Origin of the sequence: Actinoalloteichus fjordicus, from assembly GCF_001941625.1 — a bacterium.
Classification (GTDB): domain Bacteria; phylum Actinomycetota; class Actinomycetes; order Mycobacteriales; family Pseudonocardiaceae; genus Actinoalloteichus_A; species Actinoalloteichus_A fjordicus.
In genome coordinates, this window is record NZ_CP016076.1 from 2,968,428 (window position 1) to 2,984,535 (window position 16,108).

A 16,108-nucleotide genomic window follows, 5' to 3' on the forward strand; every position below is an offset into this window, starting at 1 on the left:
GAGCGCTCATCGCGGCCGGTCGGGCTTCACCGGCATCGCGGTGGCCGACCCACCGTAGCCGCCTCGTGCTTCGCCCGCCTGGACCAGGCGGGGATCAGCCCCGCAATCGTGGCGAGGCGCGAGTGCGGCCCTGGACTCGGGTCGCACTCGCGCCTGGTGACGCGGTGGGGATCGACGCAGACTAGTCGTCGCGCGACTTCGTCGTTGTGGTCACCGTCACGGCTTCGACCTTGGCTCCGCCTGCCGTCGTGGCCTTCGCGACGGCCTCCTCTTCGGGCGTGGTGATCAGCCCGTCCTCGATGAGGGACCGCGAGACGTGCACGGTCAGCTCCTCGGCTCGACGCCTGCGCTGGATGCGCAGCGCCTCCTTGCGCTCGGCGCTGAACTCCTTCCACAGCGCGACGGCCATCGCGATCATCACCACGCTGAACGGCAGCGCGATGAGGATCGCCACGGTCTGCAAGGCAGCCAAGGCCTGTTCACCGCCGACGACCAGCAGAGCGATGGCGACGAGACCCTCGGTGATGCTCCAGAAGATCCGGCTCCAGGTCGGCGGCTCCGGGTCGCCGCCGGAGGACAGCATGTCCACCACCAGTGAGCCGGAGTCCGACGAGGTGACGAAGAACATGATGATCAGCACGATGGTGACGACGCTGGCTATTCCGCCTAGTGGCAGCCCGTCGAGCAGGGCGAACAGTGATCCCTCTGTGTCCACTGATCCGTCGGCGCCGACGAGGCCGCCGCCCTGGTTGAGCTCCCGGTACAGGGCGGTGCCGCCGAGCACGGTGAACCAGAGGAAGGTGAAGACGGTGGGCACCAGCAGCACGCCTGCGACGAACTCCCGCACCGTGCGGCCGCGCGAGATCCTGGCGATGAACACGCCGACGAACGGCGCCCAGGAGATCCACCAGCCCCAGTAGAAGATCGTCCAGCCCGCCTGCCAGGCCTGCCCCTCCATGCCCTGCATCGCGGTGACGTCGAAGCTCAGGCTGACGAAGTTCTGCAGGTAGGAACCGGTGGCCTGGACGAACTCACGCAGCAGGAAGAGCGTCGGTCCGAAGGCCAGCACGTACAGCAGCAGGGCGCCCGCGATGCCGACGTTGATGTTGGACAGCCACTTGATGCCCTTCTTCACGCCGGAGACCACCGACAGCGTGGCCAGCGCGGTGATCCCGATGATCAGCAGGATCTGGGTGGTCGTGCCGGGGTCGTCGACCAGGTTGATGTAGTCCAGACCGGCGGCGACCTGCAACACGCCGAAACCGAGGGAGGTTGCGACGCCGAAGAGGGTGCCGACGATGGCGATGACGTCGACCGCGTCGCCGATCTTGCCCTTGACCCGGTCACCCAGCAGCGGCTCCAACGCCCAGCGGATCGACACCGGGCGGCCGCGGCGATGGACGGAGTAGGCGATGGCCAGACCGACGACCACGTAGATCGCCCAGGGCTGGAGACCCCAGTGCAGGAACGTCTGCACCAGCGCGCCCTCGGCGAGCTGGGTCGGGTCTGCCGCCGTGTCCGTCCCCGGCTTGGGGCTGGCGAAGTGACCCAGCGGCTCGGCGACGCCAAAGAAGACCAGGCCGATGCCCATGCCTGCGGCGAAGAGCATCCCCAGCCAGGGCAGGAAGCGGAATTCGGCCTTCTCGTCGTCCTTGCCGAGCTTGATGTCGCCGAAGTGGCTGACGCCGACCCAGATGGAGAACACCACGAACGCCGCGACCAGCACGACGTAGTACCAGCCGAAGACGCCGATCACGTTCTCCTGGATCGCGCCGAGCACGTCCTGCGCGGTTCCGGGGAAGATCATGGCGAACAGAACGAAGGCCACCATGATCCCGGCGGCTGGCCAGAAGACTCTGGGCGCCATCGAACTCTTCTTCTTGGGGACCTTGGTCGTGTCGTCGACGGCCGGGGGTGGTGATTTCGGTGCTGACGCGGGCACGAGTCGTGCGCCTCCCAGATTCAGTAGTTCGGACGGTTGACGGCAAACTGCCTCACGCAGCGTAGTGGCTGCCCTCAGCCGGTCTGAAGTCGGTGTGAAAGACCGGCGACGATCATCCCTGACATCGACGAGCGACAGGTGGCGAATCGGAGAAGATCTCTCGGCACGCCGACGACCCCGGCGGGTGGGTCGACCCACTGCCGCCGGTGGGCGGAATTCCGCTTCTAGGTGGCGTATTCCCAGCTCATCGGCTTGCCGAGTGGTCGGATCGGGTCGATTCGCCGCCCGAGTCCGCGAATCGTTCACGTCCGGAAGTCGGCCACGGATCGTTTTCTGATCGCAATATGACGGCGATCAGAATTCACCTCCGGCACGCCGGACCGAGCCCAGGATTCCGGCCGCCCTTGCCGACGCGTCCACGGCAGGGAAGCTTGAACGGTCGAGTGTCCGCGAGCATGGTCACTTTGCGTGTCGGGTGGGGTCTTGCTCCCGCCGTGGTCCGGCGGCGGCGAACGAGGCCCTCGCTGCGGTCTCCCTGCGAGCCGGGCATGCGGCCCCGGGACCGGGCCTGCGGGCCGGGCGGCGGGTCCCCACGGATCCTCTTGCCTGGGCTCGGGCGGGGGCGTGGACCGGGGCGGGGCGCAGCAGGGAACCGCGTGTCGAGCCGCGACGATCGAGAGCGCCGGCTCGGATCTGCGGGCGAGGGTCGGCGTCGGGCCGAGTGCCTGCGAACCGCCGCCGACGAGTGTGCGGGGCCCGCGTCAGCTCAGCCGGGCATGGAGCCGTGCCGCGGAGACCGCATGTCGATCCATCTCGGCCCAGGGGTCGCCCTTGGACGCCAGCCGACGAGCCACGTTGCCGAGGTGATAGGCGTCCGGACGTGCCCTGGCCAGCTCGCGCGGCTGGATCGGCGTCGCCACCGGGGCGCCGGGCCGGGCCCGCGTCGAGTACGGTGCGATCACCGTCTGTGCGTGGCCGTTGCGGTTGACGTCGAGCAGCACCCGCCCGTTCCGGCGGTCCCGCCGCTGCTCGACAGTGAATCGCCGGTCCTCCTCGGCCAGCCTGCGAGCCATCTCGCGTGCTGAGGCGAGGACCTCGTCGACGGGGCAGTCCGGCACCAGCGGGGCCACCACGTGGAAGCCCTTGCCGCCGGTGGTCTGCACGTACGGGGTCAGCCCGACCTCCTCGAAGCGCTCGCTGACGCGCCGGACCAACGGCCGAAGCTCGCGCGGGTCATGGCCGGGCGGCGGGTCCAGGTCCACCACGAACCGGTCCGGGTAGCCGGGTCGATCGGCCGGGCACAGCCGGATGTGCAGTTCCAGGCTCGCGAGGTTGGCCAGGTACACCAGCGTCGACTCGTCCTCGCAGACGACGTGGCGCACCGACCCGGACTGGTGTCGATGGGGGACCGACACGGTGTGCACCCACGAGGGCAGCCGTCCGCCCGAGTCCTTCTGAAAGAAGCCGGCCGACTCGACGCCCTCGGGATAGCGGCGCAGGGTGAGCAGCCGGTTGCGCAGGTGCGGGAGCAGGGTGGCGGCGACCGCACGGTAGTAGTCGACGACCTGGGCCTTGGTGATCTCGGCTCGATCGTCCGTCGCCGGGTAGAGGACCTTCGTCGGATTCGACAGCGTGAGCACCCTGCCGTCGATCTCGACGCGCTCTCGACCGCTCATGTCGGTGCTCCTCCATGGTCACGGGACGGGACGGGTGCTGCGGCGGCCCGGCCGGGCCGGACGGCCGCGGGCTGCGCGGCCGGATGGCGGGGGCGTCGTTCGTGCGATCTGACCGCCTCCTCCGCCGGTCAGGAGCCCTCGGCGAGGTCATGGTTGGTTCGTCCGGTCAACACCGACTCGGGACTGTTCTCGGCGGGATGCGCCTGGCGATCCACGCCCGCCCCGCGTGCCTTCACCAGCAGCCACGACTCCTGGCGGCCGCCGGTCGGCGTCCTGGTCAGGGCGAACGGGCCGGTGAGCCTGCTGCCGTGCAGCCAGAAGGTCAGATGCCCCCTGTCCAGGGCGTCCTCGACGGCGACGGGCTCTTTCCTCCGGTCGTGGGAGTGGTTGTCGTAGGTTCCGGTGTCCCAGACCACGACGGTCCCCGCGCCGTACTCGCCGCGAGGGATCACGCCCTCGAACCGCGCATAGTCCATCGGGTGGTCCTCGGTGCGCACGGCCAGCCGCTTCTCCCCGGGGTCGAGCGACGGACCGCGAGGCACGGCCCAGGAGACCAGGACGCCGTTGATCTCCAGCCGCAGGTCGAAGTGCAGCCTGCGAGCGTCATGACGTTGGATCACGAAGATCGGACGTTCACCGGGTTCGCCGCCGCTGGGCTCACCGGAGACGGAGGTGTCGCGTCGGCCCGCGTAGGTCTCGAGTCGCTCGTCGTTCGACATGGCTGCACTCCGTTCCCTGATACCTCGGTCCCTGACCTCGTCGTCTCCCTCGCCCTCGTCCCGTCGCACTCGGCTGTCCAGTCGGCCGCGCGAGGCGGGTCACGCCCGGCCTGCACCCTGATCCGCAGGACGCGGATCAGGGGATGGACAGCGCCTCGATCAGCAGTTGGACGTCGCCGTCGGGCATCGCCTCGCCTGCGGCGGCCAGCGACACGATGCCGATCAGTCGAGGGCCGTCCAGCACCGGCAGCCGCCGCAGCCGGTGGTCGATCATGATGTTGATCAATCCCTCGGCCGAGTCGTCCGGCAGGATGCTGATCGGCTCGTCGCCACGCACCTCGCCGACGGTCGTCGTCTCGTGGTCGAGTCCGCCGAGGAGCACGCGCAGCATGATGTCCCGCTGGCTGAGCATGGCGAGCAGGCTGCCGTCGGAGTCGCAGACCGGCATCGACTCGACATCGAGCTCCTGGAGCCTGCCCACGGCGGAGCGGAGTGTCTCGTCGACCTGGAGGAACGCCGGATCGGGGGTCATGATGTGTCGTGCGGCCGTCATCGAGGTCTCCTCCATCCTGCGCGAGGGCGGTCGGGCCGGTGCTGGCTTACTACCTCGATTCAGCTACTGCCAAACCACGCACCCCTCTGACCAGCGATGACTCACGCCGGAATCCCGGTGGTGTCCCGAGTCCACACCCGGTGCGCCGCCACGGAGCCCGCGAAGGCGGTGAGGAAGCGCGCGGATGCCTGGTCGTGCGCGGTTCCGCTGGTCAGGATGCCCTGGTCAGACACCAGATCCTCGCCGGGCTGGGCGAGTCGGAGGCCGGTCAGCGGCGCCGCGTGCAGCAGCTCCACGCCCGCGCCCAGGGCGCCCACCGTCTTGGCGTGTCGCACGGCCTCGGCGACGAAGTGCACGGCGCCCCCGTCGGCACGCAGCGTGTCGACCGACTCCGCACCGTCAGCGACCAGCACGGCGTCGTAGAGCACCGAGGCGGTCGTGGGCAGCGCCCGATCCGCAGTCACCTCGGAGCCCTCGTCCGTTCCCTCCGTCGAGCGCAGGGCTCCGGCTCGGGGCGCGACGACCTCGACGACCAGACCCATCTCGGTCAGCGCGGAGGTCAGCGAGCGCAGCAGCGGGCCTCGCACGCCGTCGGCGGCCAGCACGGCGACCGTCCGACCCCGGACGACGTCGTGGACGGTGTTCTCCTGACTCAGCGCGGGGGAGACGTCGGAGTGCGTCCTGGGCGCGGGCCCCGACGGCGCCGCGACGCCGATGCCCGGTGCGACGCGCTCGGCCAGCTCGCGGGAGATCCGATCCAGCTGCTCGACGACGCGTTCGCGGACCTGTTGATCGGTGACCTTGCCCAGCTCGAAGCGGAAGGCCGCCACGATGTGCTCGCGTTCCCAGCCGGACATGCTGTTCCAGAAGAGGGTCGCCTGGCTGTGGTGATCGGCGAAGCTCCCGCTGCGGGTCCGGATCTTATGCCCCTCGACCTTCTCCTGATAGTGCCGGAATCCGCCCTCGGCCGTGCTGGAGACCATCGGATACCCGGAGTCGAGGCTGTTCTTGTGGTATGGGGCCCGGCCGAGGTGGATGTTCTGCTGTCCGTGGCCGTCGCGCAGGTTGTCGTGCACCGGGGCGATCGGCCGGTTCACCGGGAGCTGGCTGAAGTTCGGCCCGCCCAGCCGGATGAGCTGGGTGTCCAGGTAGGAGAAGTTGCGTGCCTGGAGCAGCGGATCGTTGGTGAAGTCGATGCCGGGGACGAGGTTGGCGGTGTGGAAGGCGATCTGCTCGGTCTCGGCGAAGAAGTTGTCGGGATTGCGGTCCAGGACCAGTCTGCCCGCAGGCAGGACCGGGACGATCTCCTCCGGGATCAGCTTCGTCGCGTCCAGCAGGTCGAAGTCGAAGGCGAACTCGTCGGACTCCGGCACCAGCTGCACGCCGAGCTCCCACTCCGGGTGGTCTCCGGACTCGACGGCGTTCCAGAGGTCCCGACGATGGAAGTCCGGATCGTTGCCCGCGACTCGCTGATACTCCTCCCAGATCATCGAGTGCGTGCCCAGCTTCGGCGTCCAGTGGAACTTGACGAAGGTGCCGACACCGGCGGCGTCGACCAGCCGGAAGGTGTGGACGCCGAAGCCCTGCATCATCCGGTAGCTGCGGGGCAGCGCCCGATCCGACATCAGCCACATCACGACGTGCAGCGACTCGGGCTGCAGGCCCACGAAGTCCCAGAACGTGTCGTGAGCGGACTGAGCCTGCGGGATCTCATTGTGCGGCTCCGGTTTCACAGCGTGCACGAAGTCGGGGAACTTGATGCCGTCCTGGATGAAGAACACCGGCATGTTGTTGCCGACCAGGTCGTAGTTGCCCTGCCGGGTGTAGAACCGGGTCGCGAACCCTCGGACGTCGCGCACCGTGTCGGCGGACCCCCGCGAGCCCGCGACGGTGGAGAAGCGGACGAACACCGGGGTGCGGATCGAGGGATCACGCAGGAACTCGGCCACCGTGTGGTCGGCCAGCGAATCGTCGTACGGCTGGAAGAACCCGTAGGCGCCCGCGCCCCGGGCGTGCACCACGCGTTCCGGGATGCGCTCGTGGTCGAAGTGGGTGATCTTCTCCCTGGCATGGAAGTCCTCCAGCAGGGTGGGTCCGCGTTCGCCGACGGTCAGGGAGTCGTCGGTGTGCTCGACTCGGACGCCCTGACTGGTGGTCAGTCTCGCCTCGGCGGGGTCGACCCGCGCCGAGGCGAGGTCGGCGTCCTTCTCGTCCCCGCCGCGCGCGGGATCGACGGGATGTCCTGCCGAGTCTGGCGAGACCGCCATGCCGTCCTCCTGATCTTCGATGCCTGGTTGTCGGCGTCGAATACCCGGAGGCAGGCCCGCCTAACTCGTGGCGGCCACGCGGTGTGCGGATCTCGAGCGGATCACGAGTGTCGACGGTGCCGAGGGCTCCCGGGTTTCGAGGCGGACGCCGGTTCCGAGGAGGACGCTGTGGGCTGCCGGATCGCTCGGCTGCCGGGGATTCGGCCAGGGGGCCGGCCGAGCGTCGCGTGACCCGAGGCTCGACGACTCGTGATCGCTGGGCGCTCCGGCCGTCCGGACCACGGCAGCCCCGTCCTGACGGGCCTGCTCGGCGAGGATCAGCGTCGGCCCACGGCCGCGTACGCGCCGGACTGCTCGGGCAGCGCTTCCACCGGCTCCTGATCCGGCCGCCAGGCGGCGGTGAACACCACGCCGGGCGACATGATCTCGAAGCCCGCCAGCATGGCGGTGATCTCGTCGCGGCCACGCATGGTGGCCGGGTTGGCGCTCTCCTTGTACTGCTCGGCCAGCGCGGCGACCTCCGGGACCCCGTCGGTCGTGCCGTGGGAGAGCACGAGCATGCTGCCCGGCGCCATGACGTCCCGATAGGCCGCGACGAGCCCGGCCGGGTCGTCGGAGTCGGGGACGAAGTGCAGCAGGGCCACCATCAGGACGGCCACCGGCTGCTCGAAGTCCAGCAGCTTCCGGACCTCGGGATCGGCGAGCAGGACACGCGGATCGCGGACGTCGGCCAGGATCGCGGTGGTGAGCGGGTCGTCCTGGAGGAGCTGACGGCTGTGGGCGATCGCGACCGGCTCGTTGTCCGCGTACACGACCCGAGTGCCAGGGTCGATCTTCCGCGCCACCTCGTGGACGTTGCCGACGGTTGGGATGCCGGAGCCGATGTCCAGGAACTGGCGAATGCCCTGATCGAGGCAGAACTGCACGGACCGGCGCAGGAAGGAGCGATTGAGCATGGCCACCATGCGTGCTCCGGGGAACCGGGCCAGCGCGCGGTCGGCGAACTCGCGGTCCACCTGGAAGTTGGTGCTGCCGCCGAGGACGTAGTCGTAGATCCGCGCAGCGCTGGGCCGCTTGACGTCGACAGCCTCGGGAAGACTGCTCTGCTTGTCCGTCACGATGACCTCCACTGCGCCGAATTCGTCGCTCTCGGTGTCGGAGCGACTCGAACGGGTGAGTGACATTACATTGTTCGGGTGAGTGCTTTGCTGGCCGATCCGACATCTCGTGGTCGGGTGTCGACCGAGATCGTCCTCGCCTGAGGTAGGTTCGCCGGGTGTTGGCCGACCGCATTGCCGCAAGCCTGGTGTCGATCCCGGACTTCCCCACACCGGGCGTGCTCTTTCGCGACCTGGCCGGGATCTACGCCGATCCGGAGCTGTTCGGCGCGGCGGTGACGGAACTGTCGCGGCGGTTCGCCGAGCGGTTCGACGCGGTCCTGGCGATCGAGGCGCGCGGCTTCGTGCTGGGCGCCGCCCTGGCGCGGCAGACCGCGCGACCGCTCATCCTGGCGAGGAAGCCCGGCAGACTCCCCGGCGAGGTGCTGGAGGAGAGCTACTCGCTGGAGTACGGCACCAACTCCCTGCAGATCGGCCGACAGGCCGTCTTCCCCGGTACGCGGGTGCTCATCGTCGACGACCTCCTGGCGACCGGCGGCACCTTCGCGGCCGCCGCCCGACTGGTGACGGCGGCAGGCGGGACCGTGGCCGGGATGGCGACGCTGGTGAGCCTGGCGGGCCTCGGTGCCGACCGGACGCTGGCGGGCCATGAGGTCGCCTCGTTGTGTGGCGTGCCCGCCGCAGGCTTCTGACGCGCCGTCGCGGGCGGGCGCGGCCTCGGCGAATGGTTGCCTGCGGCGAGCCGCCGCCTGGGCACGATCAGCGATCGGCACGACGGGCGCCCGCCGCCTCGTGGACTCGTCTCGACCGTGTCGAGGCGGCGTGGAACCGCCCGTCGATCAGATCAAGACGATCTGCTCCATGCGCCGGAGGGTCGCCTGCATCGCCCGGAGGTTACGACGCGGGATGCCCGCCAGTTCGTAGGCCTTCGGCCACTTGACCTGAGACCAGTCGAAGGTCTCCACGACCTCGGTGCGCTCCTCGTCCAGGGCTCGGAACTCCCAGCGCCACACGTGCAGGCCCATGTGACACCAGCCGATCACCTTGCCCTCCTCGAACTCCACCACCTTGTTCAGGATCTTGTATGACACGCCGAGGCGCATCGACATGCCGAACCTCGTGCCGAGCTCGAGTCGCTCAGGCGTGCCGTCCTGTGCTGCCCTGACGGTGCTCGACCCGTCGATCAGCGCGTGCTTCGACGGGTCCGCCACGATGTTGAACAGGCGATCGGCGGGCGCGGAGATGGTGCGGGTCGCGCTGATCTGACGGTCTTCCATCGTGCCTCCAGAGTTGACGTCTCACTGCTTGATACCCGAACTCTGCGCGGTGCGAGTGGTGTCGATCACCACAGCGGTCGGGTGGCGATCATCCTCAGTGCTCGGCGGGCCCGTCGTCGCCTGCGGGACGGGTGTCGACACCGGAGTCGGGCGATCCGCTCTTCGAGCCGCCCTCACCGGAAGACGCCGTGTCCACCGTCTCACGCGGCGCGCCCTTGCGTGCCCAGTACGTCGCGATCAACGCGCCGGAGATGTTGTGCCACACCGAGAAGAGTGCGGCGGGCAGCGCGGCCAGCGGCGTGAAGTGGACCGTGGCCAGGCTCGCCGCGAGCCCCGAGTTCTGCATCCCGATCTCGACGCTCACCGCGCGCCGCGCGGACTCGGTGAACCCGGCGAGCCGCGCCGCCAGATAGCCCAGGGCCAGGCCCGCCGAGTTGTGCAGCACCACGGCGAGCACGAGGAGCAGCCCGCTGCCGAGCACGGCCGAGGAGTTCGCGCCGACCACCGCGGCCACCACGAGGACGATTCCGGTCACCGACACCAGCGGCAGCAGCGGCAGCAGCCGTTCGACGAACCGGCCGGCGAGCGCCCGCAGCAGCAGCCCTGCCACCACCGGTACCAGCACGACCTGCACGATCGACAGCAGCAGGCCGCCCGCGTCCACCGGCAGCGCCGAGCCCGCCAGCCACAGGACCAGCAGCGGCGTGAACAGCGGTGACAGCAGGGTGGAGACCGAGGTCATCGTCACCGACAAGGCGACGTCGCCCTTGGCGAGGTAGACGATGACGTTGGAGGCAGTGCCGCCGGGTGCGGCGCCCACCAGGACCATTCCGACCATCAGCTCCGGGGGCAGGCCGAGCAGCGTGCCGATGAGCCACGCCGTGAGCGGCATGATGACGAACTGCGCGATGACGCCGATGATCACGGCGTAGGGCCGCTTGGCGACGAGGGCGAAGTCCCGGCCGCGCAGGGTGAGCCCCATCCCGAACATGATCACGCCGAGCAGCAGCGGGACCCACGGGGCGAGCGTCGCGGCCGGACCGGGGATGAGGAGGCCGACGATCGCGCCGAGCAGCACCAGCAGTGCGAACCAGCGGCCCACGGCTGCGGCGAGGCGGGCGATCGGCGAAGTGCCGTCGGTCATGGCTCCTCCAGTCGAGCAAGGCGTGTCGTCCTGGCAGGCCGGGCGACCAGCCGGCCTGGGCACGCCGGGGAAGGCTACCCCGACGTCGCGCCTGCTCAGCCGAGCCGTGGTCCGCGCCGCACCCTGTGGCGGGCGCTCCGGGCGAGGGGCACGAGCGGCGGCCGGGACAGGTGTTCCCGGCGGATCTCCACGCCTGCGCCCTGCCGCTGCGGCCCCGCCCGGCTCGGCCTCGGCCCAGGCCGGGCGGCCCGTCGTGGTCGTGATAGGCAGTCCGATGTGACCCGACAGTACGGCCGCCCCAGCGGCAGGACGTCCGCAGGCAACCGAGGACGGCCGCGCTCGCGCGGCGCGGGCGGCGGTGATGCGAGCGCACTGGCCGCGCTGCTCGACCGGCTCGACGGCAGCGGCTACCCGGCCTATCACGACCTGCACGGGGACTGGAAGTTCCCGCACTTCACCCTGAGCGTCCGGCGGGTCCAGGCCGATCCGTATGCACCGCCGAGCCGAGTGGAGGTGCGCGTCTCGGCGGAGGCGGCAGGTCTGCCCGCCGAACTCTGGCGTACCCCGGCGGCGGCGCGGGCCACGAGCTCTCATCTGCTGCGCCGATTCGCCTCGGCGCTGGGCGGCTCGGCGCAGGCGGGCTCGCCGTCGGAGGCGGCGTTCTCGGGACGTGGGCGGTCGCAGCACGCGGGACTCGAGGGCGCCGGGTCTCGGCGGTCGACGCGGCGCACCGGCCCCTTCGCCGTGGACGCGGGCGGACCCGAGATCCTCGACCGCAGCGCCGGACGCATCGTCGACGGCGAGTTGACGCTGCGCATGGCCCTGGCGCTGCCTGCCCACGGCCGCCGCATCGACGGAGTCACCGCCCGCCGAGCCCTGATCGAGACCCTGCCCGCCGCCGTCGACGCGGTGCGCGGTGCGCGGGCCGACCTGGCGACGGCCCGCCGCTTCGTCGCCTCGGTGGAGGACTCCGTCGCCCTCCGGGAGCTGCTTCCCGACCTCGGGCTCGTCGCCTTCGTCGCCGACGGCGCGATCCTGCCGCGACGCTCGGGGGTGGACGACGAGCCCATGCCGGGAGCGCTGCCGTTTCGTGCCCCCGAGTCGATGACCGTCCGGGTCCGGCTGCCGCATCGGGGCGAGGTGACCGGCCTCGGTGTCCCCGAGGGAGTCACCGTGGTCGTCGGCGGCGGTTATCACGGCAAGTCCACCCTGCTGCGTGCGCTGGAACGCGGTGTCTACGACCATGCGCCCGGCGACGGTCGGGAACTCGTCGTCACCAGGGCGGACGCGGTGAAGATCCGGGCCGAGGACGGCCGCGCGGTGACTCGGGTCGATGTCAGCGCCTTCCTCTCGCACCTGCCGCAGGGCACCGCCACGGACGACTTCAGCACGGCCGACGCCTCCGGCTCCACGTCGCAGGCCGCGTCGATCGTGGAGGCGCTGGAGGCAGGCTCGCGGGCGCTGTTGATCGACGAGGACACCGCCGCGACCAACATCATGATCCGCGATGCCAGGATGCGTGCCCTGGTGGCGGCCGAGCACGAGCCGCTCACCCCCTTCGTGGACGTCGTCCGGTCGCTGTCGCGCGAGCACCGGGTCTCCACCGTCGTCGTCACCGGCGGCTCCGGGGACTACCTGGCCGTCGCCGACCGGGTGATCATGATGGAGTCCTATCAGCCGCACGAGGTCACCGAGCGGGCTCGGCTGCTCGGCGGGGAGCGGACGGCGGCGGCGGATCGTCGGTTTCCGCCGGTCCGGGCCAGGATCGTGCGGGCCGACTCGGTCGTCGCCGCGACCGGGACCGGGCGACGCCGCGTCCGGGCCAGGGGCCGGGACGCCGTGCTGCTGGGCGAGGAGGAGATCGACGTGCGCGCCGTCGAGCAACTGGTGGATCAGGCGCAGCTCGTCGGTGTCGGCCTGGCCATGGCGGCGTTGACGACCGGCGGACGCCTCGACGGCGACCGCCCGATGCGCGCCGCGCTGGACGTCCTCGCCGCCGAGATCGCCGATCGCGGGTTCCCGGCGCTGGCGGACGACTTCGCCGGTGATCTGGCAGTGCCGAGGATGCTGGAGGTCGCCGCCGCGCTCAACCGGCTGCGCACCCTCCGCGTCGCGGGCTTCGTCGCAGACTGACCCGATCGGCCCCGCTGCCGACCGCGGCGGCCTCGGCGAGGCAGGACCCCGCGCTCCGCGCCTGCCCGGCCGTCCTCCGGCTGGTGATCAACGGGTCGACGCGGGCGTCACGACCGCCCGCACGGGCAGATCTCCTCGGCGAGTCGCGCGCGAGCCTGCTCGGCCTCGGGGACCTCCAGGGTCTCGTAGACGGCCAGCGCCTCCCGCAGCCGCTCGATCGCCGCGTCCCGGTCGCCCAGTGAGAGGTGGGCGGTGGCCAGCGCGTCGAGTGCCCTGCCCTCCTCATAGCGGTTCTGGCACTCGCGTGCCCAGGCCAGTGCCGCGCGGTGATGGCGAAGCGCCTCGGTGCCGTTGCCGAGCGCGGTGAGCGCCAGACCGAGGTTGTTGAGGATCTCGGCGGCCACGGTCGGCTCGGTGCGGCCGACGATCTCCAGCGCCGCACGATGATGCTCCGCCGCCTCCGCATGCCTGCCCAGCCTGGCCAGCGCGTTGCCCAGGTTCGTCAGCGGCGCGGCCTGACTGTCGCGATCCCCCAGCTCCTGCTTGATCCGCAGACCGTCGTGCAGCACCGCCAGGGCGCGGGCAGGTTCGTCGCCTCTGGCGAGGATCTTGCCGAGGTTGGTGAGGACGCGAGCCTCGCCGGTGCGGTCGCCGACCTCCCGATACGCCGTCAGCGCCTGCTCCGCACAGTTCAGGGCCTGGTCGAACTCGCCGAGCTGCTCGTGCAGCAGCGCCTTGTTGTTCAAGGTGCCCGCCAACATCGCGTTGGCGTCGTGGCGTCGGCACAGCGCGGCGGCCTGGCGGTGCCAGTCCAGGGCCTCGGCGGTGTGCCCGAGGCGGAACGCGGTGTTGGCGAGGCTGTTCATCGTGCGCCACTCGTACACCCAGTCCCCGGTCTGACGGTGCAGGTGCAGTGCACGCCGTGCCAGCCCCGAGGCCTCCTGGAAGCGGCCTGCGCTCCAGGTGGCGATCGCCAGGTGCGTCAGGGTCACGGCCACGCCGACCGTGTCGCCCGCCTGCTCCGCCGCTCGCAGCGCAGTGCGGTGGGTAGCGAGCCAGTAGGTGATGTGCCTGCGGTAGAGCAGATACCGCCACAGCGCGTTCGCCAGCCGCCACGCGGCCTCGCCGCGCCCCTGTTCGGCGGCGTGCTCTACGAGCATCACCAGGTTGACCTGCTGTGCGTCCAGCCAGTCCAGGCCCTCGGCCCGGTCGGCGAACTCCAGTCCGGCCTGTCCCGGCGTCCTGGGCTGCTGTTCGTGCATGGGGATGATGTGCGCGACGGCGGCCTCGGCGCTGCGTTGGAAGTGCCGAAGCAGACGCGTCATCGTGGCGTCCTGTTCGGCGGGCGAGTCCTGCTCGGTGCCCAGCTCGGTGGCGTACTCCCGCACCACGTCATGCAGCCGGAAGCCGCGATGCTCGCCGGGCTCGACCAGATGCGCGTCCGCCAGAGCCGTCAGATGTCGCCGTCCCTCGTCGTGCCCGACGTCGAGCAGTGCGGCGGCGCTGTGCAGGTCGATCTCGGCCAGGCCGCTGAGGCCGATCCGGCGGAACAGGCACTGCTGGGCCTCGGGCAGCAGGACATAGGACTGGTGGAACGCGGTGCGGACCGAGGCGTGCGGATCGTCGTCGAACTGGAGGTCGGCGAGCCTGCGTCCGTCGATCAGCCGCCTGGCCAGATCCCCGAGCCCGCGATCATCCGACATCCGCGCCACGGCGATGCGCAGCGCCAACGGCAGGTACGAGCACAACGCGGCCAGGGCGAGCGCCGCCGAGGGCTCGCGCCGCACCACGTGCGTTCCGGCCACCCGACCGATCAGCTCGACCGAGTCCTCCGGTGAGAGGACGTCCAGGGTCACCGAGTGCGCTCCGGTCGTGGCGATGAAGCCGCCGAGCCTGCGCCTGCTGGTCGCGATCAGCCTGCACTGATTGTCGCCGGGGATCAGCGGGTACAGCTGCTCGGCGCGCTGCACGTTGTCCACGGCGATGAGCAGGCGTCGCCCCGCCAGGGTGCTGCGGTAGAGGGCCGCGGCCGCCGACTCGTCGTCGGGTATCCGTTCGGCGGGGACGTCCAACGACCGCAGCAGCCGCTCCAGCGCCTCCTGAGCGGACACCGGGTGGCCGCCGCCGTGGCCGCGCATGTCGAGGTAGAGCTGGCCGCCGGGAAAGTGGTCGGCGGCCTGCTGCGCGCAGCGCAGAACCAGGCCGGTCTTGCCCACGCCCGCCATGCCGTCGACGATGATCACGGGACTGATGCTCGGATCGTCGTCCTGAAGCAGCCCCAGGATGCGCCGCTGCTCGGCTCGTCGGCCGGTGAACTGCGCGGTCCCGGCCGGGAGCTGCGCGAGCGGCCTGCCTGCCTGCTCCGATTCGCCGGAACCCTGGTCGGCCGCCAACAGCTGCTGATGCAGTCGGCGAAGGCCGGTGCCGGGATCGGTGCCGAGTTCGCGGGAGAGCGACTCGCGGGCCTTGGCGAAGACCGCGAGTGCCTCGTTAGGTCGCTCCTCCGCCCAGCGGACGCGCATCAGGAGTTCGTAGAGCGGCTCCCGCAGCGGATGCTCCGCCAGCAGGCCGCCCAGTTCGCGGGCCAGCCCTTCGATCTCGCCCGCGTCGAGATCCGCCGCGATCCGGGCCTCGACCGCGGTCAGCTGTTCCTCCTGCAGTCGTAGCCGGTTGCGCAGGACGAAGTCGCTCTCGCCTGCGCCCGCGAGCGGGTCGCCCTGCCACAGCCGGACCGCCTCGTGCAGCAGTGTGCGGCGATGCGGTCCCTGCGCGCCCTTCGCCCGGTCGAGGAGGGCGCGGAAGACGAAGAGGTCGACCGCCCCCTCCGACGCGGTGAGCCGGTAGCCCTCGGGGCGGGTCTCCACCACGACCGACGTCCGGCCGCTCAACGCCCGCCGGAGATTGGACACGTAGACCTGGATCGCCTTGCGCGCCGATGCGGGCGGATGCTCGCCCCACACGGCGTCGATGAGCTGCTCGACGGTGCGCGTGCGGCCGGGCTCCAGCAGCAGGGTGGCCAGCACACAGCGCTGTTTGGGCGGCCCGAGCGGTATGTCGGTCCCCCGAACATCCACGACACCCAGGAGCCGGAACATCGGCTCGCCGTCGTCAGTCCTCACGTCGTTCGCACCCATCCAGGTTCCCTCGTTCTGAGTAGACCCCGTCACCGTCGACTCGGTTCCCTCGAGCGGGAGGGCGGTGGCGTGATCCGGTCTGTTCATCCGTCGATTCGGCGTGCGGGCTGTGTCCTCACCGGTATGCCGGAGCGAGGGAAATGAA

At 70.7% G+C, this 16,108-nt stretch carries 11 protein-coding genes; 2 read left to right on the plus strand and 9 right to left on the minus strand.

Features of this window, described 5'->3' with window-relative positions; all coding sequences use genetic code 11:
- Positions 1 to 181: 181 nt before the first annotated feature.
- The 6 genes from UA74_RS13240 to UA74_RS13265 all read right to left on the minus strand — a co-directional run bounded on the left by UA74_RS13240 (position 182) and on the right by UA74_RS13265 (position 8,275).
- Positions 182 to 1,867, minus strand: coding sequence for a BCCT family transporter (locus tag UA74_RS13240; RefSeq protein WP_075740507.1), 1,686 nt, complete (start codon positions 1,865 to 1,867; stop codon positions 182 to 184).
- Positions 1,868 to 2,703: 836 nt separating this feature from the next.
- Complete coding sequence (ligD, locus tag UA74_RS13245) at positions 2,704 to 3,618, minus strand: non-homologous end-joining DNA ligase (protein WP_075740508.1); 915 nt, start codon at positions 3,616 to 3,618, stop codon at positions 2,704 to 2,706.
- A 128-nt stretch (positions 3,619 to 3,746) separates the two neighbouring features.
- Positions 3,747 to 4,337, minus strand: a complete 591-nt coding sequence (locus UA74_RS13250; RefSeq protein WP_075743767.1) for a DNA polymerase ligase N-terminal domain-containing protein — start codon at positions 4,335 to 4,337, stop codon at positions 3,747 to 3,749.
- A gap of 136 nt (positions 4,338 to 4,473) precedes the next feature.
- Positions 4,474 to 4,890: a CBS domain-containing protein gene (locus UA74_RS13255; protein ID WP_075743768.1), complete on the minus strand. Its 417-nt coding sequence runs from the start codon at positions 4,888 to 4,890 to the stop codon at positions 4,474 to 4,476.
- 101 nt (positions 4,891 to 4,991) lie between these two features.
- Positions 4,992 to 7,157: a catalase gene (locus UA74_RS13260; protein ID WP_075764457.1), complete on the minus strand. Its 2,166-nt coding sequence runs from the start codon at positions 7,155 to 7,157 to the stop codon at positions 4,992 to 4,994.
- A gap of 317 nt (positions 7,158 to 7,474) precedes the next feature.
- On the minus strand, positions 7,475 to 8,275 hold the full coding sequence (locus tag UA74_RS13265; RefSeq protein ID WP_232237743.1) for an SAM-dependent methyltransferase: 801 nt from the start codon (positions 8,273 to 8,275) through the stop codon (positions 7,475 to 7,477).
- 158 nt (positions 8,276 to 8,433) lie between these two features.
- On the opposite strand from UA74_RS13265, the gene UA74_RS13270 reads away from it, so the two are divergent.
- A complete protein-coding gene (locus UA74_RS13270) occupies positions 8,434 to 8,967 on the plus strand; it encodes an adenine phosphoribosyltransferase (protein ID WP_198043012.1) in 534 nt (177 codons plus the stop codon).
- Positions 8,968 to 9,114: 147 nt separating this feature from the next.
- Here the strand turns inward: UA74_RS13270 and UA74_RS13275 are convergent, their stop codons facing one another.
- Together UA74_RS13275 and UA74_RS13280 are read right to left on the minus strand one after the other, a co-directional pair.
- Positions 9,115 to 9,552 carry an SRPBCC family protein gene (locus UA74_RS13275; RefSeq protein ID WP_075764459.1) on the minus strand — a complete coding sequence of 146 codons (438 nt, stop codon included), beginning with the start codon at positions 9,550 to 9,552 and terminating at the stop codon, positions 9,115 to 9,117.
- Between the two features lie 94 nt (positions 9,553 to 9,646).
- On the minus strand, positions 9,647 to 10,696 hold the full coding sequence (locus UA74_RS13280) for a bile acid:sodium symporter family protein (protein WP_083683177.1): 1,050 nt from the start codon (positions 10,694 to 10,696) through the stop codon (positions 9,647 to 9,649).
- Positions 10,697 to 10,972: 276 nt separating this feature from the next.
- On the opposite strand from UA74_RS13280, the gene UA74_RS13285 reads away from it, so the two are divergent.
- A complete protein-coding gene (locus UA74_RS13285) occupies positions 10,973 to 12,829 on the plus strand; it encodes an ABC-ATPase domain-containing protein (RefSeq protein ID WP_075764461.1) in 1,857 nt (618 codons plus the stop codon).
- 107 nt (positions 12,830 to 12,936) lie between these two features.
- Here UA74_RS13285 and UA74_RS13290 read toward each other — a convergent pair whose 3' ends face one another.
- Positions 12,937 to 16,050 (minus strand): AfsR/SARP family transcriptional regulator, encoded by a 3,114-nt coding sequence (locus UA74_RS13290; protein ID WP_075764463.1) that lies wholly within the window; start codon positions 16,048 to 16,050, stop codon positions 12,937 to 12,939.
- Positions 16,051 to 16,108 lie beyond the last annotated feature (58 nt).

Bases quoted from the DNA above. Each gene is read 5' to 3' on its own strand.
- UA74_RS13240 (WP_075740507.1), bottom strand. From the start codon at position 1,867: ATGGCGCCCAGAGTCTTCTGGCCAGCCGCCGGGATCATGGTGGCCTTC.
- ligD (WP_075740508.1), bottom strand. From the start codon at position 3,618: ATGAGCGGTCGAGAGCGCGTCGAGATCGACGGCAGGGTGCTCACGCTG.
- UA74_RS13250 (WP_075743767.1), bottom strand. From the start codon at position 4,337: ATGTCGAACGACGAGCGACTCGAGACCTACGCGGGCCGACGCGACACC.
- UA74_RS13255 (WP_075743768.1), bottom strand. From the start codon at position 4,890: ATGACGGCCGCACGACACATCATGACCCCCGATCCGGCGTTCCTCCAG.
- UA74_RS13260 (WP_075764457.1), bottom strand. From the start codon at position 7,157: ATGGCGGTCTCGCCAGACTCGGCAGGACATCCCGTCGATCCCGCGCGC.
- UA74_RS13275 (WP_075764459.1), bottom strand. From the start codon at position 9,552: ATGGAAGACCGTCAGATCAGCGCGACCCGCACCATCTCCGCGCCCGCC.
- UA74_RS13280 (WP_083683177.1), bottom strand. From the start codon at position 10,696: ATGACCGACGGCACTTCGCCGATCGCCCGCCTCGCCGCAGCCGTGGGC.
- UA74_RS13290 (WP_075764463.1), bottom strand. From the start codon at position 16,050: ATGAACAGACCGGATCACGCCACCGCCCTCCCGCTCGAGGGAACCGAG.